Origin of the sequence: Paenibacillus sp. KS-LC4, from assembly GCF_036894955.1 — a bacterium.
GTDB lineage: Bacteria > Bacillota > Bacilli > Paenibacillales > Paenibacillaceae > Pristimantibacillus.
On the sequence record NZ_CP145905.1, the window covers coordinates 170,515 to 195,986 of the forward strand.

Below are 25,472 nucleotides of genomic sequence, written 5' to 3' on the forward strand. Positions count from 1 at the left end.
CGCGAATGTAACGGCAAACAAGGGAGGCCTTATGCGGGCCTCCCTTGTTTATCAATTAAAATATAAAATTAATCTTCGGACTTGCGAAACGAATTTAAATAGTTATGAATTTCATCCTGCGGCGTCTCAAGCAAGGTAGCCAGCATCGTTTGGATCGCGCGCAGCGAATCGACCTTTTGCTCAATCTCCACTATTTTGCCTCGTACATACTCCTTCAAGGTTTCGGCGTCCATATCGCGGCCAAGCAAATGCAGCACCTGCTGAATTTCCTTGAGTGAGTAGCCCAATGCCTTCGTGTCCTTGATGAATTTGATTTTGACCAAATAATCGTCCGAGTACAGACGATAGCCACCTTGGCTGCGGCGGGGAGCTGGTAGGATGCCGCTTTCCTCGTAGTAGCGAAGCGTCGCCATGCTAAGCCCGGTTTTTTTGGCAAGCTCGCCGCGTGTCATACCTTCCATGCATGCTTCCCTCCTTGATCCTGTCCATAGGCTTATTGAACAGCTGCTTTTTTTGTATAGTTATTGTCAAAAATAACCTCAGGATAATCCGGCGACGGCCCAGCCAGCAGCGGCTGCGATTCATTTTTCAAATATTGATTGAAAAAGGCGGTAACATAGGAGCGCGTAATGTCTACCGTATGGACGGGGTCGACGCCCTTGGCGAACAGCTTAGGCGATAGCAGCGCGATGTCGGTAAAGCTCTGATGGATAAAAGGCTCCACGGTCATATAATAGGTGTCATTGGTGCTTTTCGTCATGACCGAATCCAAATCGGAAGGGAACTCCTCAAAATAGACATAGGATTTCTCCTTGGTCGCCGGGTCAAGGCTTTTGGCTGTGTCGCCTGTCATCACATACATAAATGGCTGCCTCAAGCCGTCTCGTGCTACATCACCCCAAAAACCGCCCTCCAAGCTGACTCCCGCCTTAAAACGGCTGTCTTGTGCGAGTGCTTCCGCGGTTGTCGCCCCGCCATAGGAGTGGCCGAAAATGCCGATGCGGCTCAGATCCAGCTTGCCTTCAAGTCTGTGCTCAGGGTCGTTCTGATTCCATGCCGTTAACGTGTCCAACACAAAGCTCGCATCGGCTGCTCGAATGGCCACTTCCTTAATATTGTTGTCGTAAAGCTCCGCTGACGTCGAAAATTCGGGTTCTGCTGCATATAAAATCGAACGGCCATCTGGAAAATCAACCTTCGCTGATGTAAAAGGATGATCCATGCCTACGACGATGTAGCCATTGCTGACCAGCTCCTCAATGGCCGTCATGCTCTGAAAGCGGGTTGAGCGAATACCGGGTGAGAATAGGATAACCGGATAGCTCGCTTCAGCAGCGGATAGCTCGGCCCCTTCTACGACATGTGTCGGAATGTTCGTCACATGGCCGAAAAGCTGCTTCGGCAAGCCGAATACAAGGCTGATTGCTTCTCCGATTTCCGACGGGTAATGCTCAGTCGAAGCGCCTTCGATTTTATTTTTATCTACCGGATACCATACATTGATCATCAGCTCACGCTTGTCGCTTTGATCCTCACTATGCGTTTCGTTGCGGGATTCATCCGTTAGATGGCGTGAAACGGTGCCAATGCCATAGCTGCCATTAGGTTCAGGCATTGTAAAAACGGGCAGCAGCGCGCTCGCATATGCGGAAAATCCGCTAAATGCGATGACGAGAAGGGAGAGTAGACTCTTTTTAATCAGAGACCTGGAACGGATAGAAGCATCGTAAGGCTTCATCAGCCGGCGAGCCAGTGCAATAATTATAACGAAAGCTACAGCGTAGGCGGCAACCATTTGGATACGGAAATGATCGAATAAACCATGCAGCAGCACTGCCAGTACAACCGCGCCCAGCATCCCGGCATCGAGCCGCTTCGTTTTTCTCGCGAATAACAGACCCCCTGCTGCCGATAAAATAACCAGAATGACAATGACCTCTAATAATTTCATTATACATGACCTCCATTTATTACTGTATTCTCCGTCCAATAGGACGGTAAGCTTGTATAAATAGAGTATAAAGGTTGAAGTATACTGCAAGGTCAAGCTGCTAATTTTTTTTCACTTCAAGGACACCAGCTCTGCAATGAAAATCGGATTTTTAATCAAAAAAGACGGTTTTTTTGCTATTATTTCACAATAAAGAGCGTTAGTATCATATTGGAAGCGCATTCAGTAAAGTCGCAATAGCTATTAAACATAGATTCAAGGAGGGATGCAGGCTTCAATACTAACAGACAGCTTGGGGTCTTACAGCAGGATGCAGCATTATGTAAACGCTTACTATAAGCTAAGAATAAAAACAGATACGTATTTACCCGAAAGTGGAGCCTTGTTGCAAAACGGATAAACTATTCATTGGAGAAAATGGGGGGAATATTTTATATGTTAAGAAGCAAAAAAAGGACGATGTTTCTGCTGCTTGCCGTTGCGGTTTTGTGGACCACTATTTTGCAGGGACTACCGCTTGGCGCGCAAATGGCATACGCAAACGAAGTGGAGCAGGTGGTGAAGAAATTCGACTTTGGCACAGCATCAAGTCCTATCAAGGAAGGCTTTGTTAGAGTAAGCGAATCACAGCTGTACACGGCCGAGGCTGGCTATGGGCTGAGCATCGCTCTGGCATCCCGGAATCGCTCTGGCGGTGATGAGCTGACGAATGATTTTGTCCTTGGCACCTCCTTTTCGTTTTATGCGGATTTGCCTAATGGCGAATATGATGTCACGGTTTATTCGGGCGATTTGCTGACCGGGACCAGCACGACTAAAACGAATATTGCCTTGGAAGGAGTCGCCGCTGGCACGCTGTCTACGCGTCAGGCGGTCGTTCACGGCACGTACCGGACAACGGTAAATGACGGGCAGCTTACGGTCGATATTTCAGCAACTACAGGCTACGCTTATTTGAACGGCATCGTCATTGAGCAGGTAGTAGCTGCTGCGCCCGAGGCGCCGAGCGGGCTTGCAGTGAACCGTGTGACACCGCAGGCTGTGACGCTTGGGTGGATTCAGGCCGCAGATGCGGTTAAATATAAGCTCTATCGCTCAGAGGGCACAGCCGCTCCCGTCCTTGCAGGCGAGACAGCAGCGACCTCCTATGTGGATACAACAGTTGTCGAAGGGAGCAGCTATAGCTACTTTGTTGCCTCCGTCAATGCTGCCGGGCTAGAGTCGGCCTTGAGTGCCCCTACCGCTGCGGTTACCATACCGGCGCTTGAGGTGCCAGCGGCACCAAGCCAGCTCAGCATCAGCGCCGTACAATCCTCGTCAGTCGTGCTGGGCTGGACGGTTGTCGAGGGAGCGGAGGGCTACAAGGTGCTGCGTGCTAATACGGCAGCAGGCCCTTTCGTCGAAATTGGCCAATCGACGGTGCTTGCCTATACAGATGAAGGCGTCGATACATCTGTACCGCAATTTTACGCTGTGAAAGCTTTTAACGTGCGCGGGGAGTCGGAAGCCTCTGCTGTTGCAGAGAGCGCTGCCTATGTGCCGCCTGCTACACTGCCGGAAGGCGATACAATTCGCTTCGATTTCGGCTCGGGCGAGCTCGCTGACGGCTATGTCCGTGTAACCGCGGAGACCGCCTATACATCAGCGCTGAAATACGGCTTTACCGACATTTCCAATGTCGGCTCAGGCAACCGCGGAACAGCTGATCCGCTGCGCTCGGACTTTGTTACGCCTGTGAATGGGGCCTTTAATGTTGATCTGCCTAATGGCGATTACACCGTCTCGCTCATTGCAGGAGATGCGGCTGAAGCATCGGAAATCGCGATCAAGGCCGAGACCATGCAGAAGGTACAGTTGACGAGCAAAGCAGCTGGCCAATATTTGGAGATGGACTTCCAGCTGGCGCTGGTGGATGGGCAGCTTAATCTTGCATTTTCGGGGTCCGCTCCCAAGCTGAATGCTCTTGTCATCAAGAGGCAGCAGGAGCGTCAGGCCGGAGAGCTTCCGACTGTTTATATCGCAGGTGATTCTACCGTTCAAACCTATGATGCTTACTGGGAGCCTGAGGCTGGCTGGGGCCAAATGCTGCCGCGTTTTTTCAGCAAGGATGTTATTTTCAAAAATCATGCTATTGGCGGACGCAGCTCCAAATCCTTTATTGTAGAGGGACGTCTTGATGAGGTGCTGCGGACGATTCGTCCGGGCGACTATTTCCTTGTCCAGTTCGGTCATAATGATGCGACGATTAGCGTCCCTGATCGCTATGCTTCGCCAGCCGACTACAAAAACTATTTAAAAGCCTATATTAACGGCGCGAGACAGCGCGGTGCGACACCGATTCTCGTAACGCCGATGGGTCGCCGCGATTTCAATGCGGAAACAGGCATTTTCAACGTAAGCTTCCCTGAATATGTGCAAGCGATGAAGGAAGTGGCAGGCGAGCTTGATGTGGAGCTGGTTGATCTGAGTGCGCTCAGTATTGCCTACTACAACTCCATTGGACCACAGGCCTCCCTGTCGGTATTTCTCCATGTGGAGCCGGGCATTTATGGTGCGTTCCCGAACGGCTCTGCGGACAATACACATTTTCAGGAGTATGGGGCGATTCAAATTGCCCGTCTATTGGCGGGCGGAATTGAACAGCTGCCAGTACCGCTGGCAGAGTTTGTCCGCGAAATTGAGCAGCCTGCTGCTGTGCCTGCTGCGCCAGCTAATTTGGCTGCGGGCAGTGTCAGCAATGCTGGTGCGGTACTGAAGTGGAGCGCTTCGGACAACACGGACATTTATAAAATCTACCGCAAGCTGGCATCCGAGCCGGAATCGGCCTACGCCATGATTGGCACAGCGACGGTGCCAACCTTAACGATTGGCGGAATGCTGGAGGGTCAAGCTTATACAGTGCGAGTGACGGCAGTGAATGGCCGCGGCGAATCGCTGCCTTCCGGCGAAGTATCCATAACGACCAAATCGGCACAGTACCGTTTTGATTTTGGGCCGGTAGGGGCACCAGTTGCAGCCGGCTACACGGAAATTACGCGCGATGTGCTGTATACGCCCGAGCTCGGCTATGGACTGACGAACAGCACAGGCATGATCGACCGCGACAGAGGTGCGGGAACGGACGATCTGCGCCGCGATTTTGTCGCTTATTTTAATGCGAGCTACGAATTTAAAGTCGATTTGCCGAACGGTTCCTATTCGGTCAAAACCTATACAGGTGACTGGATCGGCTCCACACGTACCAATGTCAATATTGAAGGGGCGGACTACGGCACGATTGCGTCCGGCAAGGAGTCGATTGCCGAGCGGGTATTCAATCAGATTGCAGTAAAAGATGGTCAAATGAACCTTGTATTCAGCGGCCAAACGGCTCATTTGAATGGCCTGGAAATTACACCGCTGCTGCTTGCGCCAACGGGCCTTGCCTTAACAGACCTTGAGCTGGAAAGCGAGCCAGTAACGGCGACTCTTGCATGGCAGGCAGTAGACGGTGCCGCAGCGTACCGGGTATATCGCCAGGCTGCTGTAGCTGCAAGCGCTGAGCTGTTGACTGAGACGGCGGCACTTAGCTTTGCTGATACGACCGCCGATGTCGGTCTGGATTATGTGTATACGGTGACAGCGGTTGACGATACGGGGCTTGAATCCGTAGGCTCCAATGCGCTTGCCGTGTCGATGGTTGATCCGAATGTGCCGAAGGCTGCCATTCCGACAGGCCTGACGCTTGTGGAGACGAACAAAAACGATCTGACCTTCAACTGGGATGCGGTTAGCCATGCAAAGGTATTCTATGTGTATCGCTCAGTCAAGGCGGATGGCGATTATACGTTGATTGGAAAATCGGCGGAAGCCGTGTATACCGACACGACGGTGCTGACGACGATTCCTTACTATTACAAGGTAGCGTCTGTGAATGCGGGGGGCATTTCTGAGCTGTCACAAAGCCTGGAGACTCCAGCAGTGACCGTATTGTATCGCGATATGGAAAATTTAGACCGTGCTCCCGTTGCAGTGAAGCAGTCCGAGGGCAATTACATCGGCTGGCGGATGCTCGGACTTGATCCTTCGTCCATCGCCTTCAACGTATATCGGGATGGGGCTCTGGTAAACGCGGAGCCAATGATAGGGAGCACGAATCTGCTTGATACGGAAGGGACAGATAGCTCCGTCTATCAGGTGACGGCTGTTCTGAACGGCGTTGAGAAGCCAGCGACCGAAGAATTTGGCGTGTGGACGCAATCGTATTTGTCCATTCCGCTGCAAAAGCCTGCCGATGACTATACCAAGGATGGACAGCCATATACGTACAATGCGGGCGATGCTAGTGTCGGCGATCTTGACGGCGATGGAGAGCTGGAAATTGTATTAATGTGGACACCGTCCAACAGTAAGGATAATTCCCAGGCGGGTTATACAGGCATCGTCTATTTGGACGCCTACAAAATGGACGGAACACGGCTATGGCGCATCAATATGGGGCCGAATATCCGCTCCGGCGCTCATTATACGCAGTTTATGGTTTATGATCTCGACGGAGATGGACGCGCTGAGGTCACGATGAAAACAGCGGATGGAACAATCGACGGGCTTGGTCGTGTGATCGGGGATGCTAGTGCCGACCACCGCAACAGCAGCGGCTATGTGCTGCTTGGGTCTGAATTTTTGACCGTATTTAATGGTTTAAATGGTAGTGCGCTGGATACAGTTGCCTATGATCCTCCACGCGGCGATGTTGGCGCATGGGGCGATGCATATGGCAATCGGGTAGACCGTTTCCTTGCAGGCGTCGCCTATTTGGACGGTGAGCGTCCGAGCGTTATTTTCAGCCGTGGTTATTATACAAGAACGGTGCTCGCCGCCTATAATTTCCGAGATGGCGAGCTGACGCAGCAATGGAAATTTGATTCGAATACGGAGGGCTATGGATCGTTTGCCGGTCAAGGCAACCACAATCTGTCAATTGGCGACGTGGACAACGATGGCAAGGACGAAATTACGTTTGGCGCAATGGCCATTGATGATGACGGCAAGCCGCTTTATAACACAGGACTTGGTCATGGCGATGCTTTGCATTTCGGCGATCTGGACCCTACGCGTTCGGGGCTTGAAGTGTTTGGCGTACACGAGCATACGGATTCCAAGTATGGGATGGAGATGCGTGATGCAGCGACGGGGGAAATTTTGTGGGGCGTCTTCACTGGCATAGATACCGGACGCGGACTGTCAGCAGATATTGACCCGAATCATATTGGGGAGGAAATGTGGTCGGCTACAATTACGAATGCACAGCATATTCCGATTACAGGACTATACAATGCACGCGGTGAACTGATTACAACTAAAATTCCTTCCTCGACCAACTTCGGCGTATGGTGGGATGGCGATTTGCTGCGTGAGCTGCAGGATGACAATCGAATCGACAAGTGGGATTACACGAATGAAACAACGATCAACCTGCTTACGGCGACAGGCGCTGCCTCAAACAATTCAACAAAGGCTAATCCGAGCTTGCAGGCTGATCTGTTTGGCGACTGGCGAGAGGAAGTAATGTGGCGCTCTACGGACAGCACTGAGCTGCGTATTTATACGACGACCGATGTAACGGAGCACCGCATTAGAACGCTGATGCATGATCCGGTTTATCGACTCGGTATTGCTTGGCAAAATGTAGCCTACAACCAGCCGCCGCATACTAGCTTCTATTTGGGAGCAGGCATGGAGGAGCCGCCGATGCCGCGCATTCAGTATGTGGGCGCGCCGAAGGAGGAGGAGGATACAACACCTCCTGTTATTGCAGGCTTGCCGCCGCAGCAGATGACCGAGGCAGACAGCTGGACCGCTGCGGTAACGGCAGAGGACGGGGAGACGGGCATTCAAAGCCTGACGCTTTCCTTTGACGGAAACCCAGTGGAAAATGGGGAAGTGCTGTCAATGGCTGGGCTTGCAGGCACGCATACGTTTACGGCAACAGCGGTCAATGGGGCTGGGCTGCAGGCGGTTCGCACCGTCGCCATCACGGTGACGGGGGCAGAGCAGGCGACTGGTATTCCGGGCACACCTGTACTTTCCGACAATAACGGACATGACAATGGTCTGCTGGATGGCAGCTATACAATTACGATGAACCTGTGGTATGGCCAAAATGGTACGGTTTATAAGCTATACGAGAACGGTGAGCTAATCGAGACGAAAATATTGAGCGACAACTCGCCGTCTGCACAGACCTATTCTTTTGATATAACGGGCAAAGCAAACGGTACGTTTACGTACACCTGCGAGCTTAGCAATTCTTTCGGCACGACAAGCTGCAGCCCACACACGGTAACGGTTAAGGACGCTTTTCCAGGCCAGCCGGTGCTGTCCAATGACAACTGGGATGGGGACGGCAGCTATAAGGTAACGATGAACATGTGGTGGGGAACGAATGCCACGGAATACCGCTTGTATGAAAATGGGACGCTTATTGATACGCAGACAATGACGGCGAATACGCCTAGTGCGCAAAGTGCCTCTACGACGATAGCTGATCGAGCTGTAGGCAACTACGTTTACCGCGCCGAGCTATCGAACGATAGCGGCATTACGGAAAGCAGCCAGATGGAGGTTGGCGTAACCAAATAGGAGCAGCAGCAACAGCCTGCCTTGAACCAGATTTATTGGTCCAAGGCAGGCTGTTGGCATTGAGCAGGGCATGAGATAGAATGAAGCTTTAAGATTTATAGAACAGATATTTTGATAGAAACAGGAGAACCCAGCATGCGCATAGCCCTGCAAATAATAGCTGTCCTTGTTATGATTATTTTTACGATTTCGCTGATTTATCCGAGATTTATGTCGATGTACAAGCGGTGGCAGAAGGTCAGTTTGCTTATAATCGCTGGTTTTTTGTTCTTACTGACGTTATGGGTGGCAGGTGATTTTAACATAGCCTCACAATCGCGGACGTGGGAGCTGATTGAAAGCTTGTTCGGGAAAGATAATCCGTGAATAGTCGTTTATTTTGAATCGTATTATCAAGGGCAGCCTAAACCTTGCAACGCTCTTGGAGTTAGATGGCATCCTGCTGCTCCAGCCATTTCAAAATCGCTTGGTTTGTTTCCTCCGGCTTTTCTTGTTGGATCCAATGACCGCAATCCAGATTGACCACTTCCGCATTGGGCACGAACTTTGTTAGTTTTTCAAACTTCGGAACCAGATCCCGGACACCATAGATCATGAGGGCCGGCTGTTGGATGATTGGGTTTACTTCCGCCAATAAGCGCCAGTTGCGGTCAAGGTTCCTGTACCAATTGATGCTGCCCGTAAACCCTGATGATTCAAAGGAGGAGACGAAAACAGCCAGCTCGCTGTCGCTCATCAAGGGCTCACCCAGTGGTGTTTCTGCGTTAGCGAGATTGATCATCATCATTCCCGGCTCTGGCTCTCTAAGAGGCTCATTCTTGCGGTATAGATTGCGAAGAAAGCGGAACGTATTGTCCTCTAATACGGCGTCTGCGACGCCCGGCTGTCGATTGAAGTGGACAAAATAGTAGTCGCCGCCAAGTATTTCTTCCAAAAACTCGATCCAGGGTTTTTCTCCGCGCTCTTGGTAAGGCAAGCTCAGATTTATTACTTTGTTTACACGGCTTGGATGCAATAGGGTCAGTCCCCAAACGACCATTGCACCCCAATCATGACCGACAAAGGTGGCATCCTCGTATCCGTAGTGATCGAGAAGCGCGATGAGATCACTCGTCAAGTGTTCAAGGTCATAGTCGGTTACTTCGGTCGGACGGGATGAGTTGCCGTAACCCCGCTGGTTTGGAACAATGACATGGTAGCCCGCTGCGGCAAGGGCAGACAGCTGATGGCGCCAAGAAAAGGCATGCTCTGGCCAGCCGTGACAGAGGACTATGGGTTTTCCGGCATTTTGTCGGCCTGCTTCAAAGACTTCGAGCTCTACACCGTTGACTGAAATGAGGGTGGGCTTAGGAAAATCGGTTGGATTAAACATTGTTATTCAAAACCTCCTTCTTGTGATACACGTAGTATAATGGACAAAAGATGACATCATATTGTCACCATTCTGAAATCATGTAGAAAAAAGAGGGCAATAATGGACAAAGTGGAAAGACTCATTTCGATTATTATGATATTGCTGAAAAAAGAGGTTGTTTCTGCAAAGGAGTTCTCACAACTATTTAATGTTTCCAAAAGAACGATTCTTCGCGATATGGAAGCATTAAGCTTAGCGAGCATCCCGATCTACTCTGTCAATGGGGTCAAAGGCGGCTACGGCATAATGGATGAATACAAGGTTGATAAACGCCTTTTGAGCAGCTCCGATTTACAGCATATATTAACTGCGCTTGGCGGATTGGAACAAATTTTCCTTACGGAAGAGGTTGAAAGAACGATAAAAAAAATAGAGGCAATGGTCAGTCCATTGTCTCTGAATCGTTCCATTCAGCTGTCGTTTTATGATTGGGAAGGTCGGTCCGAAATTCTTGAAACGTTAAAGACCTGTCAACAATCCATTTTAAAGAACAGGCTGGTTTCGTTTGATTATACAGATAAAGACGGGGCTGTAACGAATAGAATGGTCGAGCCCTATGGTCTGCATTTTAGCGAATCGAGTTGGTACTTGAAAGGATTCTGTTTACATCGACACGGATATCGTACATTCAAGTTATCCCGGATCGATCATATTACGATGGATGAGCGTGCGTTTCATCCTAGAGACGATTGGTCCGAGCAAGGACACGAGGCAGGTTATGTACCGCAATTCGTCACGATTAAGGCAAGGATATCGTCTAGCATCAAAGATCAAATCATCGAAAGGTATGGTCGAAAAAGTATTGAAGACCACTGTTCTGGATTTTTATTAGCGACCATGTATGTCCCTCAAAATCGTGGGGGATTTCAATTTTTAGCAGGCTTCGGCACGCATCTGAAGGTTGTTGAGCCCGAAGCCTATGTTGAAGACTTTCGCGATTATTTATCTCAAATGATGGAGAACTATTCCTGATAATGGTCTCGCCAGGGAATATAGGCAGGTATGACGCTAAACATAGATTAGAAAGGAGCCGCTATGAATCTTTCTCTGAAGCAACGTATGAAATCATTATTAGTACCAGTGATTTCTGGTGGAATCATTACCATTCTTATATTTTATCTGGATTACTTCCAATTCGAGCTTGTTGAAAAATTTCTATTGTTTGCGGCTTTCGTCATTGTACCTCTTGTGATTTTATATTTGAATGATGACGAAAAGAGCAAACATCAACGAATGATTTATGCTGCTATTAAATGGCTTCAATTTCCCGCGGCGTTATTTACCTTAGCCTCCGTAATGAGCAGTAAGATGTGGGGGCTAGGAGGCACGGCAATACCAGGGCTTCTTTCCCTTGGGTGGCTTCTTTTCACACTGCTGCTTGGCATCTATGGCGTGACCACTATTGTGATTCATAAGGGGAAAATAGCGGAAATAGCGATTGGCGCGGGCCTCGTTTATTTTTTTATCGGGGGCATTTGGTTTACCTTATATCAATATCAATTGAACCTCCTCCAAGCTAATCCTGCAACGCACGCGTTAAGCTCGGTCCACTTTCATTTTTCATCTGCTATCGTTCCGATTTTTATTGGTGCTCTAGGACGGATCATGACGAAGAAAAGCTGGTATCCCTGGGTCGTTGCCATTGATATCATCGGACCAATATTGATCGCTATTGGTATGATTTTCTCCAAGCCAATGGAGTACATGGGTGTCATCTTGTTTGCCTGTAATATTATGATTTACACCACTTATCTCCTTGCTTACGTGCGGAGAAACCCTTTAAACAATAAGGCAGCCTTCTTTCTACGCCTTTCTTGCCTAGCCTTTTACACGGTTGTCGTCCTTTCCATTTTATATCCGTTACTGAAAAACATGTTTTCCTTAACGATACTCGATTTCATTCCCATTTACGGAGCTCTGCATGCGTTTGGTTTTGTTTTATGTGGCCTGATCGGTTGGGTGTACTTGGTAGACGCTATGAAGAAAAACGCTCGCCTGCGCGAATAGATGAATGATTCACTTTTGTGAATGATTATATACAAAGCCAAACGGCCTTCGTCCCAATGAATTCAGGACAAAGGCCGTTTTTGTTTTTAATGGAATTTATATCCATTCATTCTGAAAACACCCCATAGAACATCCTCGGTAACTCATCTGGGTTTCCCAATGTCTACTCCAAGAGGTGCATTTCACACAAGCAGTTGGCTAGCTAGATTAGTCTTCTAGTCCTTGTGTTGTATTTTTGTTCGTTTCTTCTCTAGCTGCTCTTCAACCTCAGCCCAAACCAAATAAATAATACCTAAGATTAGTGCATATTTACTCCATTTTAAAGGCTCAGGACCAATATAGCTGAGCATATTGTGAAAGAGTTCTTCATTCCAAGAATTTACATTTGATCCAAATATCGAAGCGCTAATATAGCGCGTCCCATATAGAAATGCTGAGATGGACATTAAGATGACGGCGGTTTTCCTTTTATTCACTGTTATCCCCTGTTCTTTAGTTGTAGTATTATCAAACAAAAGTGTAATCTATTTACTTTTTAAGTATATCTTTTATTACAGGTGAATGCCAGCAGATACATAGCTTAGTAACCATAAATTAAATTTTAGTTGTAAATGAGAATAGACAAGCTTTGTACAGTTGGTAACAGCTATTAGTAGAGCTGGTGAAATCTTTTCTAAAATGCCTGGTATTTATTCCAGAATTAAAACTATTGAATCCATACTACGAAATCCATGTCGTTGCTAGTCGATCTCCACGAAGAGCCTGAACCAACTTTTGTAGTCGAAAACAGACCTTTATCCCAAACTTCGAATCCAGTAATCTCGATTCTTGGGTAAGCATCTAAAATTAAAAATTTACCTTTTGCTACTGCTCTGTACTCTGATCCGCTGATGCTCACTGATTTTGAAACACCGATGGTGTAACCTACACCTGCGCCTACAATATCATTACCAACTGAAACGTTCGCGCTAAACTCGGAATATACGGAGTCAGTTGTATTAATTTCAACTTTCAAATTAGAGCATCCACCATCAATACTGCATAATATTCTACCCCTCGCAATACGGTTGGGGGAAGTGCCAGTACTGACTGTGGTCTTCTTCACGAAGAGACCAAGACCAAAAGCTCTGCTTGATGTATCACTAGGTATATTAATATCGGAGTTGTTCTCACCATCGGTTACGGAAACACGTTTAATGCTTACCAACTGCGCATTTGGGCTAGGTTTTTCAAGACCTGCTTGTTGAATGTAAGATTCCGGGTCAAAAGGTATAATCTCTAAACTACCATCTTCGTTTTCAATGACCGTTGCAGCATCTTCTAAATTTTGAATCGGTGCTGGGAGCTGCGGTGTACTTACATCTGTGGCAAAAGCTGAGGCAATGACAGAGAGTGATAACACAGCAATTAATATGGTTCGTAAAGCAAGTTTAAACAAATAAGAACCTCCTAATTTTTTATAGACTTAAAATATCATATATTTACCAATAAATCAATTATTTATATAAAACAGAAAAAGGGAGTAAGCTTTAGGTGAGCGGAAATAAGGGGAACCAAAACAAGATTTCTCCCTATTTATGATAAGGCTCTCTGCTCCTCAAACTCTTCGTGACTGCCTTCGCGATATTTCCTCATCCAAACCTCCATCCGATCCGTCCTTCTTCGGTATACAGACGGATAGCTTCTTCTTTCGATGACTTCGGGTAGTGTTTAAACTTCTGTCCTTTTGTGATGGCATAAAAATACACCCCCTAGAATTTCATTGAATAGACCAGAGGTTTATTCGTTAAAATTCTAGGGGGTGCACTTCACTACATCGTATACGGATGATCTCTTAATTTAGGCCAATAGCTACAGAACCTCTTCGATACCTGCACGCATGCTCTCCATGGAAGACACGGGCTCGAAGCGCTTGACGACACGACCTTCAGCATCAATCAGGAATTTAGTGAAATTCCATTTGATCGCATTGCCATGCAGCCACTCTGGCGCCTTGTCGGTCACCATCAGCTTCAGCAGCTTTGCATTGATGTCATCTTCATCGAAGCCCTCAAAGGCAATGGCTTTGCGCAAATAATCGTACAACGGATGGGCATCCTCCCCATTCACATCAATCTTGGAGAACATCGGGAATTTAACGCCATAGTTAATCTGGCAAAAAGCTTCTGCATCTTGGCTGCTGCCAGGCTCCTGCTCGGCAAACTGATTGCATGGAAAGCCAATCACCTGTAAGCCACGATCCCGGTATTCATCGAAAAGCTTCTGCATATCGTCAAATTGTGGTGTATATTTACACTTACTCGCCGTATTCACAATAAGCACAGGTCTGCCCTCATATTGGTACAGCGGAAAGCGCTCACCATTCGTTTTTGTTACATTAAAATCATAAATAGTCGCCATTGTAGTCCACTACTCCTCGCTCAGGGCGTTTTTCGACAAAGTATCCGCACTTGAATCCTGCAGGATTGATCCTATTATACCTGATTTCATTGCTTAGTGGACCAGTTCGCGCAGCGACTCTATAGCGGTTGCAAATTGAAAGCTTATTCGGGAAAGAAAGACCGTGAGATCTAACAAATGTATGTAGGTAATAGAGAGGTTGTAGCCCTGCTCTGGAGTAGATCATCCATTGTGTTCTTTGAAATATGTAAGAAATTCCTAAAATACTAACTGCGGAGAGCTTAATCGTAACCTTTGCTTAATATATGCTGGAACTGGATTCATACTCTAAGTATCGTGTTAGATTGAAAATATTACGCTCACTTCAATTAAAGCTTGAATGTATTATTTTTCCAATTCATTAAAATCTATTGCGATTTATGATAATCTATTGTTACAAAAAAGAAAATACTGCTTGCTAAGTGAGGAGATAACAGATGAAGACGTGGAAGGGTTTAGCTTTAGGTGTACTCATGCTCTTGCTTCTTTTTAGCGAAAATACCATTTCCGCACAACAATTGGGGTTTACTGCGGAGCAGAAGGACGCTATGGCGCAAACATTGGCTGATGCTAACGAAAATAATTTGATTGGAGTTTCAGAAACTGGATGGATTTATTACAGTGATGCAGATGGGACATCGCGCAAACGTTATTTAGACGGATCGCAGGATCAATTGGCTTCTTCAGAGAGGCTGCTATTTTTTGCTCCTCCGACAGGATACTTTACTCGTGCCAATCGAAATATGAACGTCTTATCTATTCGTGAAAATCAACCCTTTTTAAACAAGCTGTATGATAAACCAGAGTATTACTTCTTCTTTAAATCGGGTAACTCTATTGTTTATTGGGAGGGAACGGAGAAAAAAAAGGTTAAATGGGCTGATGAATGGATTTTTGAGTATACGAAAGGAAATGTGAAAATTGCGGGTCTTGACGGCAGCGGAGCGAAAACGCTCTTCAAAGATAATGGTAATCTCGATTATTACTCAATGTATATTAATAATGGATATTTATATTATGTACTTCTTAACGAGGATCGCTACGGAGGTGAATTGTTCCGAATCGGTCTTGACGGGCAAGGACGAGATGAAAATACTGATGACTATCTTTCGGGTATTGCGTCGAATGCCGGGAACGTTCCTGGAGGTCTGCGTTTCGATGCGAAGCTTGGAAAGAGTTATGACCCTGGTCTTGTCATTAATAACACGGTTTTCTATCAATCTACCGACCACAAATTCTATCGTATAAATATGGATGGCTCTAAAAAGATCAAGCTTTCCGATAATACGTTTGGAAATATAATTGATGGTGACTCGATGTATTACGTAACACCGATAGTAAATAATACAGGGAAAATAAGCTTCAATGGTCCGATCTATAAAATAAAGCTCGGGGGCGGGAAGCCCATCCAGCTAACCGAGAGAAGGACTATTTTTTTAACCGCTAAAGATGGTTGGATTTATTACACGTATGAAAACAATAATGGAAAAACTATACTGGAGCGGAAGAAGGCGGATGGCTCAGGGATTAAGCAGCACGTCATGTCGGAACAGTTAGACGACTATTATATTTTTAAACTTGTCGATAACTGGTTGGTTTACTCTGGCGAGAACGGTCTTGCTCGGGTGAATCTTGATGGAGGTCATAAAGCTGTAGTTAAGCTTTATCCAGAGAAAGAATGGTGGTAACTAGGTTTTTAGGGCTCTCAGAAAAATAATAAATCATTCATATTCGGACATTTCAGAAAACTCGTCACTGAGTCAATTTGAAAATGAGGGCCACGTATACAAACGACAAGAATGACTTTGCTAGCTTGTCATAACGTATAGCCACTCGGCAGAAATGTTTAATTTTATTGAATAAACTGAACTAAGTGGCGTTCATTATATAAACACCCCTTAAAGCATCATCGGTTTCCATAAGGGTTTTCCGATATCTACTCTAAGGGGCACATTTCACTCAGGCAGCCAGTTGCTTTCGCTGGTTCCTGTCTTTCCTATCCTTCCTCACACCAGCTTCTTACGCACATAGCCGGAGATCAGATCAATAACGGTAATCATTACAACGATGCCGAGCAAAATAATGCCGACCCGCGGCCAGCTGCGGGTACTCAGCGCGAAGATCAGCGGCGTGCCGATGCCGCCAGCGCCAATGACGCCGAGTATCGTAGCCGAGCGGACGTTGATTTCAAAGCGATACAGCGTATAGTTCAGAAAGCCCGGCAGCACTTGAGGCAGCACGGCGAACCAAAGCTGCTGCATACGCGTTGCCCCGGAGGCGAGCAGCGCCTCGGAAGGGCCGAAATCAATATTTTCGATATCATCCGCAAATAGCTTGCCTAGCATTCCTATCGAATGCAGCCCGAGCGCAAGAACACCGGCGAAGGAGCCTGGGCCAACGGCTTTAATGAACAAAATCGCCATAATAATTTCCGGAAATGTCCGGATAAAGCTGAGCATGATTTTGCCCGAACCGGAAATCGTCCGATATTTGCTCATATTGCGCGCGGACCAGAAAGCGAATGGAATGCACAGCACAGCCGAGATCACCGTACCGAGTATGGAGATAGCCAGCGTGTCCATTAGTCCCCGCAGCAGATCCTCGCCCTCCGGCAAATAGACATAATCCCAATCGGGAGAAAAAATGCCCGCCATAATCGACTTCATGATCTGGCCTGCCGTCTCTTTCAAGCCGGTAAACGGAACGCCAGAGAACGCCCAAATGTAAACGAGTGCCAAAGCCATGATTATTGGCCAGCGCAGCGGATTTTTCCGCGGTTTTTGGAAGGGATAGCTCCCATTTTTCGTCGTCATAATAGTTTCTCCCGCAGCTTCGTGCTTGCAAAATCAATAAGTAAAACAATGACCAGCGTGAATAAAATAATAACGGCGGTTTTGTCATATTCGAGAAAGCCGAGCGTCGCTTCATAAAATAAACCGATGCCGCCAGCCCCAACAAGGCCAAGAATGGCCGCTGCCCGTACATTAATTTCGAAGGTATACAGTACATACGACATAAAGGCGGCTGATATTTGCGGAACGACGCCAAATACGATGCGTTGAATCGCGTTTGCGCCAACCGCTGTCATCGCTTCAAGCGGTCCCTGATCAATGGTCTCCAGCGTTTCATAGGTCAGCTTGGCGATTAAGCCGACCGAAAATACAGCCAGCGCGAGAATGCCCGGCACTGGCCCAAGTCCGAAAACTGCGACGAACAGGGCAGCGAGCAGCAGATCGGGCAGCGTCCGCACCAAATTAAGCATAAAGCGTGCCGGGTAATACACCCAGCGATGCGGCATTAAATTACCTGCGCACAGCAGGGCAACCGGAATAGCAATAATTGCGCCAATCGTTGTGCCGACGAGCGCCATACGTATCGTCTCCAGCATGCCGCCCACGATATTATCAAAGTAGGTCCAGCGGGGAGGAAACATTTCGCGCAGCAGATCGAGCATGTTCGGGAAGCCCTCAATTAGCTCCTTAAAGCTCACCTCTGTCTGCACGGCACTGCCCCAAAGCAGCAGCAAAATAAGCAGCGTAGTCAGCACATGCTTCGTACGTGTTGGCGGCAGGGGACGGACAGTCTGCCTCGTGCCAGGCTCAAGCGGGTTGTTCATGCCGATACCTCTCCCAGCAGCTCGCCTTCAAGCAGCGGCCTGCCATAAATTTCGGCAAAACGCTCATCCGTTGCTTCAGCAACAGGACCGTCAAATACGACCTCGCCTGCACGCAGCCCGACAATTCGCGTCGCATATTGCCTAGCCAAATCGACAAAATGAAGATTAACGATCGTCGTAATGCCCAGCTCCTGATTAATCCGCTTCAAATCATCCATGACTTGCTTCGTCGTGAGCGGGTCTAGGGAAGCGACAGGCTCGTCCGCCAAAATGATTTTAGCCTCCTGCGCAAGCACGCGAGCAATGGCGACACGCTGCTGCTGGCCGCCGGAGAGCTGGTCGGCACGGGAATAAGCCTTTTCCAAAATATTAACCCGCTCCAGCGCCTGAAACGCCAAATCCACATCCTCCTTGGGGAAACGGCCGAGTATCGTACGGAGCGTGGAGTGGTAGCCGACGCGTCCCGCCAGCACATTACGCAGCACAGTGGAACGCTTGACGAGATTGAAGCTTTGAAAAATCATGCCAATGTCGCGGCGAATCATCCGCAGCTCATGTCCCTCGGCACTCGTAATCGAGTTGCCGTTAACGAGGATATCTCCCTCGCTAATGTCATGCAGCCGATTGATCGAGCGCAAAAGCGTAGATTTGCCGGCGCCAGATAATCCGACAACCGCCACAAACTCGCCTTGCTCGAAGGTGAGATTAATATTATTTAGACCCTTGGTTTGATTGGGATACACTTTGGTTACTTGACGAAGCTCAATCATGCCGTCATTCCTTTCGGTTCAAGTTTGGTTCATTTACCATTCAATTGCGATTCAATTGCGATTCAAGTTCGATTTAAGCTTGGTTCGAGCATATCGGGCAGTAATGCAACAAGCCAGCACAGCGCACGCTTGCGCTGAACTGGCTTGCCTAGTCCTGTGCCACACGGTGCAGGACGACAAATCGTACTACTCGGTTTTTACTTTTTCATTGTATTGGCGGACGATATCGAACTTGCTGTCATCGGATTTTACATAGCCCTCATGGGAATAAATTTCTTTAATGATGGCGTGTCCTTCTGTATCTTTACCGATATCAATGAACGCTTGCGAAATTTTAGCGGACCATTCTGCACTCATGTCGGAACGAACCGAAATCGTATCGTTAGGAATCGCTTCTGTAAACGAAAGCACGCGCGTGTCTTCAAATACGGTAGGGTAATCCTTCTTTACTGTGTTGCGGGCATCCTGGAAAATCGCCGCAGCATCCACATCGCCGTTAAGCACGGCGATAACGCCTTGGTCATGGCCTTTAACCGTTACAGGCTGTACATCGCTAAGCGGGTTCAGGCCCTTGTCCATCAGGAGCGCAGCCGGCCATACAAAACCAGCAGAGGACGTCACGTTCTGGTAAGCGATTTTTTTACCTTTAAGCTCTTCAACCGATTGAATCGGCGAGTCTTTTTTGACAACAATCATGGACTTGTAGAAGTCAACGAGCTGGTCGGTAGGAGCGCCAGTCTCATCATTTACACCAAAGCGCTGTGCCTGCAAAATAACTTCAGCTGCGCCTTTTTCTTTAGCCAGCACATAAGCCGTTGGAGGCAGGAAGCCTACATCTACCTTTTTGGAGGCCATCGCTTCAATAATCGTGTTGTAGTCGGTCGAGACACTTACTTTTACTGGAATACCGAGCTTGTCGCCCAGAAGCTTCTCAAGCGGCTTGGCTTTTGCTTCAAGGGTGTCTGCATTTTGTGAAGGAACGAATTGGACAGTCAATGTTGTAGGCACATAGCCTGTGTCGGCACTTGTTGTTGGTGCTGGCTCAGTTGAGGCTGCTGCGGATGGGCTGGAACTTGGACTAGCAGACTCGCTGCCAGCCGAACCCGCTGTATTGTTCGTTCCGCAAGCTCCAAGCAAGAGCGAGGTCAGTAACAGTGGAAGCATAAAGGCATACATCTTTTTCAATCAAAAACCCTCCAAGAGATTGTATTTTTTGACACTTGCTTACTATAGTTAAATTATATTTGCGGAGTATCAACGATAAATAAATGATTTGTAAAATAGGCTTTTGCACTGCTAAGTTGAAAACGATTTTGCTAGAATAATGACATTGGCAAAATTGATGCTGCAACGAAGGAGAGGCTCATAATGACGCAAGCAAGCCACTATACCTGCGATATTATAATGACGAGTGATCTGCACGGAGCGATCCGTCCCATTCATTATCCGAGCAATGCCTACAGCCATAACGGACTGGCTTTATTGGCGGCACGAATAAAGCGGGAGCGTGAACGGGCTCCTGAGCTGCTGCTGGTGGACAATGGCGATTTGCTGCAAGGCTCGCCGCTGGCTGCCTATGCTGCGGCCTTCCAAGAAAGCTATGAGACGCATCCCTTTATCGAGGTGCTCAGCGAGCTTGGCTATGATGCTGCCGTTATGGGCAATCATGAGTTTAATTACGGCTTGGATACGCTGAACCGTGCGGTAGAGGCTTCAAGGTTTCCATGGCTGTCGGCTAATATTGTCGATGCTCAGAGCGGGGAGCCAGCTTTTGGCCCGCCGTACATCATCAAGCAAATGGCCTCGGGCGTAAAGGTCGCCCTGCTGGGGGCTACGACCCACTATATTCCCAACTGGGAGCAGCCTCAGTATATACAAGGGCTGCGCTTTCTTGATGCGTTAGAGACCATTCGGACATGGGTGCAGCACATACGCGACAAGGAGCAGCCGGATCTCGTTGTTGTCAGCTATCATGGGGGCTTCGAAAATGATCTGGCAACAGGTCAACCAGCCGAACCGCATACGGGTGAAAATCAAGCCTATGCCATTTGCCGTGACGTGGAGGGCATTGATGTGTTGCTCACCGGTCATCAGCACCGGTCATTGGCAGAGGAGCTGCACGGCGTTACGATTGTGCAGACGGGCTATCACGGATCGTCAGCGGCTCATGTTGAGGTACAGTTAGAGCGGCAGCCCGAAGGACGCTGGGAAGTTAAGAGCAAGCGAGCTGAGCTGCTGTATCCAGAGGAGTCTGCCTTGCCGGATGCCGCTGTGCTAGCGCTAACCGATGAGCTGGAGAAGCGTACGCAAGCTTGGCTGGATCAGCCGATTGGCGAAATCATCGGCGATTTGTCCATTCAAAATGCGGCTGAGCTGAGGCTGGCTGCCCATCCGTTTCTTGCTTTTGTCCATCAGGTTCAAATGGAGGCTACGGGCGCGCAGCTGTCTAACGCGGCTTTGCTAAGCGAGGAGGCGCGCGGCTTTGGAAGCAAGGTGACGATGCGGGATGTATTGTCGAATTTCATCTATCCTAATACGCTGACGGTATTGGAGTTGAGCGGGCAGGATATATGGGCTGCGTTGGAGCAGACCGCGTGTTATTTTTCACTGGACGATCAGGGGGGGATTATAGTTAATCCCTTGTATATGGAGCCGAAGGCGCAGCATTATAACTATGACATGTGGGCAGGCATTGACTATGAGCTGGATATATCGCGGGCAGAGGGTAGCAGGGTCATTAAGCTTGAGCGCGATGGAGAGCCTTTAAAGATGGATGCTTCGTATTCGGTTGTCATGAACAGCTATCGTGCGGCTGGCGGTGGAAATTATGCGATGTATGCAGGCAAGCCGGTACTCTTTGCCGGTGATACGGATATGGCGATGCTCGCTGAACATTATATTCGCAAGCATCAGCCGCTGGCTGCGCCTCGTGCGGGGAATTGGAGGGTTACGGCAGGGCAACGGATTATGCCGAGCATATAACGCTGTTGAATAAAAAAAGCTCTCGTGCTTCCTTGAAAGAAGGCGCGAGAGCTAAATTTTTGAGCAAATACGGCTGACTGTTGGTATTGCTGATGACCGATACTGCTGACCGCCGATACGGGCGACTGGCCGCCAGCTTGGGCGAAGCTATTTTGTTACTTGAACCGTAATCGTTTCACTCGTGGTCACTCCCGCTGCATTCACAAGCTCAGCCCGATATTCGTAAACACCAGGCTGCCGGCCGGTCAGCGCTGTTACAGCACTTTGAGCGGCAGGTGAAGCGGCCTTCAGGGCTTGCGTGTCGATGAGCTCATTATTTTCATATAGACGGTATTCCGTCGCGTTCGTTCCCCACCATAGATTCATTGTAAGGCTGTATTGACCATCGCCATCCCAATTGTTTTGCGACAGGACGGGCTTTCCTGGAGCTGCATCTATAACGCGTACCGTTAAGACGTCGCTGCGAGTAGTACCCTTCGCATTAGTAAGCTCAGCGGTGTACGTGTACGTTCCGTTAGCCCTACCACTTACATGCGTCTGCGCCATTTGGGCGGAGGGAGAGGCATCGGTTAGCGTCTGAGTATCAATGAGCTCACCGTTCTCATACAGCCTATAGCTGGTGCCATTGTGGCCCCACCACATATTCAGCGATATTGTAAAATCGCCGTCCTGCAAGCCCGTGTCATAGCCGTTGTTGCTCGAAAGCACAGGCTTGCCGGGAGCGCCAGCTGCAAGCGGCTTGTTAGCAATGCTGAAAGTAGCTTGCTGGAAGGCTTCATTTCCGGCAAAATCCTTTACAGAATAAGCAATTGTATGAGTGCCCAAGCCAAGCTCAGCGCCTGTTGTAGAATAAGTGCTGTTAATAAGGCGGTCATCGAGCAGCAACTGCTCGCTAGCGATGCCGGACAAGGAATCTGAGCTGTTTAGTTCAAAAATAAGCGTATCCGTGTCGAAAGCATCCGCTATTGCGCCTCCAGACTGCGTCAAAATAACGCTGGGTACCGATTTATCGAGCTTGAGCGTTAGCGACTGAACGGCCTCAGTATGACCAGCTGCGTCTGTCGAGAAGAAGGAAAGCGTTGTGCTTCCTTCTTCACTGATCAAAATGGGCGCTTCATAGGCTTGATTGGCGTTCCCGTTAATCGCGTATTCTGTACGCACAGGAGCGGAGCCGCCTGCATCATCGGTTGCCGTCAAGGTAACCGTAACGTCTTCGTTCAGCCACCCTGCTTCATTCGGCGAAGCGGAAAGGGAAGCCGTTGTCTGTGGAGCGGTCGTATCGCCTTGCAGGGCGAAATCGCTAAGCCCGCGTGGCTTTAATTGAAAGACATCTCTGAAAATAGCAGCAACACCCGTAATACTAATCTGCTGGCCCTCGGTATAAGGGAATGAAGACAGCGACAGGCCTGTGCGCGTGTCTACGCGGACATGATTGCTAATTCCAGCAGCATCAACGGCATCAAATTCGAAAGAACCAGCAGGCGTTGCGCTTGCCAAATTTTGAATCGTCACATCGGATAGCTGTACAAGCTGCCCTTGGTTAACAGCCGAGATGCGGTCTGTTGCAAGGGGGGCTGGCAGCGGCGCTGTGCCGGTTTTTTCGATGGCAATCATATCGGTCAATTCAAGCTCTGTATTGTACAGAGCTGTAGCGGCAGTCACGTTAATACGGTCGCCTTGATGGAAGCCGCTTGCGCTTTGGAACACATAGATACCGCCTGAAGCATCCTGCAAATAAAAGGCTTGTCCGCCAAAAGCGCCCGGCTCCGTCGTTACGATGCCTTCAACCGTTACGGTTGAGCCGACCGACTTCGTGCGAGCTTCGGCAATAGGGATCAGAGCGGGAATCGGGCCTTCCTCTTCAGGCAGCGGCTCTGCTGGTACATTGCCTACACTCACTGCATTCGTCAGCAGATTGCTTCCGTTCAAGCGCAGACGCAGATTGGCTGCACCAGACGTTCCGGGTTTAATTCGGACGGTCAAATCCTTAAAGGCATGTCCCTTGCTGTCGGATGTGACGCTGAAGGTCGAGCTGTAGCCGTAGGCTGTCGGCCAGGTGCCGTTTTCATTTTGCACCATGGCGACCTGCGTGCCTCCGCTCAAATAAATGCCGGCGCTAAAGCCCGATACGGTCGTATTGGCAGGCAAATTGTCAGCGACAACACGAATTTGAAAATCCTGTGCATTCGGCAGCGTCGCTTGCTTGACGAAGCTGTAAGCGGCGTTGGCACTCGTTGTCGGGCCGCCGTATGAGCCAGGCTTGAACGTAGAGCGGTCATACCATTTGTAGCCTGCGCTTGGCGCGGACCATGGCTCCGGCTGCGGCTCAGTCGAAGCAGCAGGGTCCTCGAAAGGATGCAATGCCGTAACGCTGTCCAATTGCAGTCCGTCAACCTCGGTTAGACTCGTGTAGCTTTCTTGCTCAGCGAGCCAATTGACCAAATTGACAAGCAACACACCGTCATCCTGCTCTTTAAAGCCGTCGTAGGTCGTTTTGCGTGCTCCGGTTTCCTCGCGCAAATATTTTGGTGTAGCGTCCTCAACTGGAGAAGAGTCCCCGATAAAAGCAGCCTTGCCCGCTCCCAGCTTGGACACGGCAACGTAAGGACCCTCGGCGATTCCGCCGCCGTTGTATACGCCTTGATCGACAGCACTGCCCCAAGCCTGATTCGTTTGCGGCAAGTATACGATGCCTTTAGCTTTAGTCGGATCGGTAATCGCAAGCGTGGAGCCTGCGTGCATCGCAACCGTGGATACGCCAGCGGTGATGCCAAAGGCTTGCTCCTGAGGTACAATCTGATTAGCGGTTAAATCGCCAAGCGCATTGTAGCGGAAGCGAACGCCGAAATGGTCGGATAGCCAGTCTGAGCTGGTTACGCCCTGCATGGCCTCCGAGCTGCGCTCATCAGCGCTCATGCCTTGCGTGGGGTCTGTCCAGGCGCCCCGGCGGTAGCCGTTCATCGCTTCGGAGCCGTCCCAGCGGTTTTTGTTGCGATCGGCATTGTAGTGGTCGCCAACGAAGAAAATGCTGCCGCCGCCCTCTACATACTGCGTCATAGCGGCTTGTTCGGTTGCTTTAAATGGAATGTTAGGCTCTGCGATGACGAACACGCTATAATCTTTCAGATCATTGTAGGTAAACGGGGTTGTTTTGCGAAGCTCTTGAACATAATAGCCATCATTAGCGAGTGCGTCGCCGAAATCAGAAAAGCCGCCGTCAATGACCCAATCTGCGGCTCCAGCTGTCTGAGCGTGAGTATTGTCGAACAAAATCTTCTTCCCAGCGTTTTCATTGACGACTTTAGGCTGGATGAAAGGGGCCGGGTCGGTTGGGCCTTCAGCGTGAACGGCTGTCGCGGAGCCCCATAAACCAGCTTGCAGCGGAATAGCGACAGATAGAGCGATAAGCGATTTGATCCATTTGTGTGACAAGGATGACTTTCGTTGTGTGAGCTTCATCAATTCCATACCTCCCATGAATCATTAATCTTGGCATTCGTCCATATTCTAGCATGTGAACATCTGTTATAGTGATATGAATTTGTAAAAAATAGTGAAATATTACTATTTGGGATGTGAATTGGGGACAATGAACTAGCCGTTTAAGAAGAGCGTACATATGTTGCATTCGTGCCCTACTCTAAAGCGGCATAATTTGAGATAATTGAGATG

At 48.8% G+C, this 25,472-nt stretch carries 17 protein-coding genes; 6 read left to right on the plus strand and 11 right to left on the minus strand.

Features of this window, described 5'->3' with window-relative positions; genetic code table 11:
* Window positions 1–68: 68 nt before the first annotated feature.
* Both V5J77_RS00790 and V5J77_RS00795 read right to left on the minus strand, forming a co-directional pair.
* Window positions 69–461, minus strand: a complete 393-nt coding sequence (locus tag V5J77_RS00790) for a MerR family transcriptional regulator (protein ID WP_338553905.1) — start codon at window positions 459–461, stop codon at window positions 69–71.
* Between the two features lie 32 nt (window positions 462–493).
* Window positions 494–1,951 (minus strand): prolyl oligopeptidase family serine peptidase, encoded by a 1,458-nt coding sequence (locus V5J77_RS00795; protein ID WP_338553906.1) that lies wholly within the window; start codon window positions 1,949–1,951, stop codon window positions 494–496.
* 435 nt (window positions 1,952–2,386) lie between these two features.
* On the opposite strand from V5J77_RS00795, the gene V5J77_RS00800 reads away from it, so the two are divergent.
* Together V5J77_RS00800 and V5J77_RS00805 are read left to right on the plus strand one after the other, a co-directional pair.
* A complete protein-coding gene (locus V5J77_RS00800) occupies window positions 2,387–8,572 on the plus strand; it encodes an SGNH/GDSL hydrolase family protein (RefSeq protein ID WP_338553907.1) in 6,186 nt (2,061 codons plus the stop codon).
* A gap of 135 nt (window positions 8,573–8,707) precedes the next feature.
* A complete protein-coding gene (locus V5J77_RS00805) occupies window positions 8,708–8,938 on the plus strand; it encodes a hypothetical protein (RefSeq protein ID WP_338553908.1) in 231 nt (76 codons plus the stop codon).
* A gap of 61 nt (window positions 8,939–8,999) precedes the next feature.
* Here V5J77_RS00805 and V5J77_RS00810 read toward each other — a convergent pair whose 3' ends face one another.
* Entirely contained in the window at window positions 9,000–9,944 is a 945-nt protein-coding gene (locus tag V5J77_RS00810; protein WP_338553909.1) for an alpha/beta hydrolase, read from the minus strand.
* 102 nt (window positions 9,945–10,046) lie between these two features.
* On the opposite strand from V5J77_RS00810, the gene V5J77_RS00815 reads away from it, so the two are divergent.
* Together V5J77_RS00815 and V5J77_RS00820 are read left to right on the plus strand one after the other, a co-directional pair.
* Window positions 10,047–10,958 (plus strand): YafY family protein, encoded by a 912-nt coding sequence (locus V5J77_RS00815; RefSeq protein WP_338553910.1) that lies wholly within the window; start codon window positions 10,047–10,049, stop codon window positions 10,956–10,958.
* Between the two features lie 63 nt (window positions 10,959–11,021).
* Complete coding sequence (locus V5J77_RS00820) at window positions 11,022–11,993, plus strand: YndJ family transporter (protein WP_338553911.1); 972 nt, start codon at window positions 11,022–11,024, stop codon at window positions 11,991–11,993.
* 215 nt (window positions 11,994–12,208) lie between these two features.
* On the opposite strand, the gene V5J77_RS00825 is transcribed toward V5J77_RS00820, so the two are convergent.
* The 3 genes from V5J77_RS00825 to V5J77_RS00835 form a co-directional block, all read right to left on the minus strand.
* Window positions 12,209–12,469 carry a hypothetical protein gene (locus V5J77_RS00825; RefSeq protein ID WP_338553912.1) on the minus strand — a complete coding sequence of 87 codons (261 nt, stop codon included), beginning with the start codon at window positions 12,467–12,469 and terminating at the stop codon, window positions 12,209–12,211.
* A gap of 230 nt (window positions 12,470–12,699) precedes the next feature.
* Window positions 12,700–13,431: a hypothetical protein gene (locus V5J77_RS00830; RefSeq protein ID WP_338553913.1), complete on the minus strand. Its 732-nt coding sequence runs from the start codon at window positions 13,429–13,431 to the stop codon at window positions 12,700–12,702.
* Between the two features lie 413 nt (window positions 13,432–13,844).
* Entirely contained in the window at window positions 13,845–14,393 is a 549-nt protein-coding gene (locus tag V5J77_RS00835) for a glutathione peroxidase (RefSeq protein ID WP_338553914.1), read from the minus strand.
* 476 nt (window positions 14,394–14,869) lie between these two features.
* Between V5J77_RS00835 and V5J77_RS00840 the strand changes: the two genes are divergently transcribed.
* On the plus strand, window positions 14,870–16,120 hold the full coding sequence (locus V5J77_RS00840; protein WP_338553915.1) for a DUF5050 domain-containing protein: 1,251 nt from the start codon (window positions 14,870–14,872) through the stop codon (window positions 16,118–16,120).
* A gap of 318 nt (window positions 16,121–16,438) precedes the next feature.
* On the opposite strand, the gene phnE (V5J77_RS00845) is transcribed toward V5J77_RS00840, so the two are convergent.
* From phnE (V5J77_RS00845) to V5J77_RS00860, 4 genes are all read right to left on the minus strand, one after another.
* Window positions 16,439–17,245: a phosphonate ABC transporter, permease protein PhnE gene (gene phnE, locus V5J77_RS00845; protein WP_338553916.1), complete on the minus strand. Its 807-nt coding sequence runs from the start codon at window positions 17,243–17,245 to the stop codon at window positions 16,439–16,441.
* Entirely contained in the window at window positions 17,242–18,048 is an 807-nt protein-coding gene (gene phnE, locus V5J77_RS00850) for a phosphonate ABC transporter, permease protein PhnE (protein ID WP_338553917.1), read from the minus strand. Before phnE (V5J77_RS00850) ends, phnE (V5J77_RS00845) begins: the two co-directional genes overlap by 4 nt.
* On the minus strand, window positions 18,045–18,818 hold the full coding sequence (phnC, locus tag V5J77_RS00855) for a phosphonate ABC transporter ATP-binding protein (protein WP_338553918.1): 774 nt from the start codon (window positions 18,816–18,818) through the stop codon (window positions 18,045–18,047). Before phnC ends, phnE (V5J77_RS00850) begins: the two co-directional genes overlap by 4 nt.
* A 186-nt stretch (window positions 18,819–19,004) precedes the next feature.
* Window positions 19,005–20,003 carry a phosphate/phosphite/phosphonate ABC transporter substrate-binding protein gene (locus V5J77_RS00860; protein ID WP_338553919.1) on the minus strand — a complete coding sequence of 333 codons (999 nt, stop codon included), beginning with the start codon at window positions 20,001–20,003 and terminating at the stop codon, window positions 19,005–19,007.
* A gap of 183 nt (window positions 20,004–20,186) precedes the next feature.
* Here V5J77_RS00860 and V5J77_RS00865 point away from each other — a divergent pair, with 183 nt between their 5' ends.
* A complete protein-coding gene (locus V5J77_RS00865) occupies window positions 20,187–21,800 on the plus strand; it encodes a bifunctional UDP-sugar hydrolase/5'-nucleotidase (protein ID WP_338553920.1) in 1,614 nt (537 codons plus the stop codon).
* A 147-nt stretch (window positions 21,801–21,947) separates the two neighbouring features.
* Here V5J77_RS00865 and V5J77_RS00870 read toward each other — a convergent pair whose 3' ends face one another.
* Complete coding sequence (locus V5J77_RS00870; RefSeq protein WP_338553921.1) at window positions 21,948–25,259, minus strand: chitinase N-terminal domain-containing protein; 3,312 nt, start codon at window positions 25,257–25,259, stop codon at window positions 21,948–21,950.
* Window positions 25,260–25,472 lie beyond the last annotated feature (213 nt).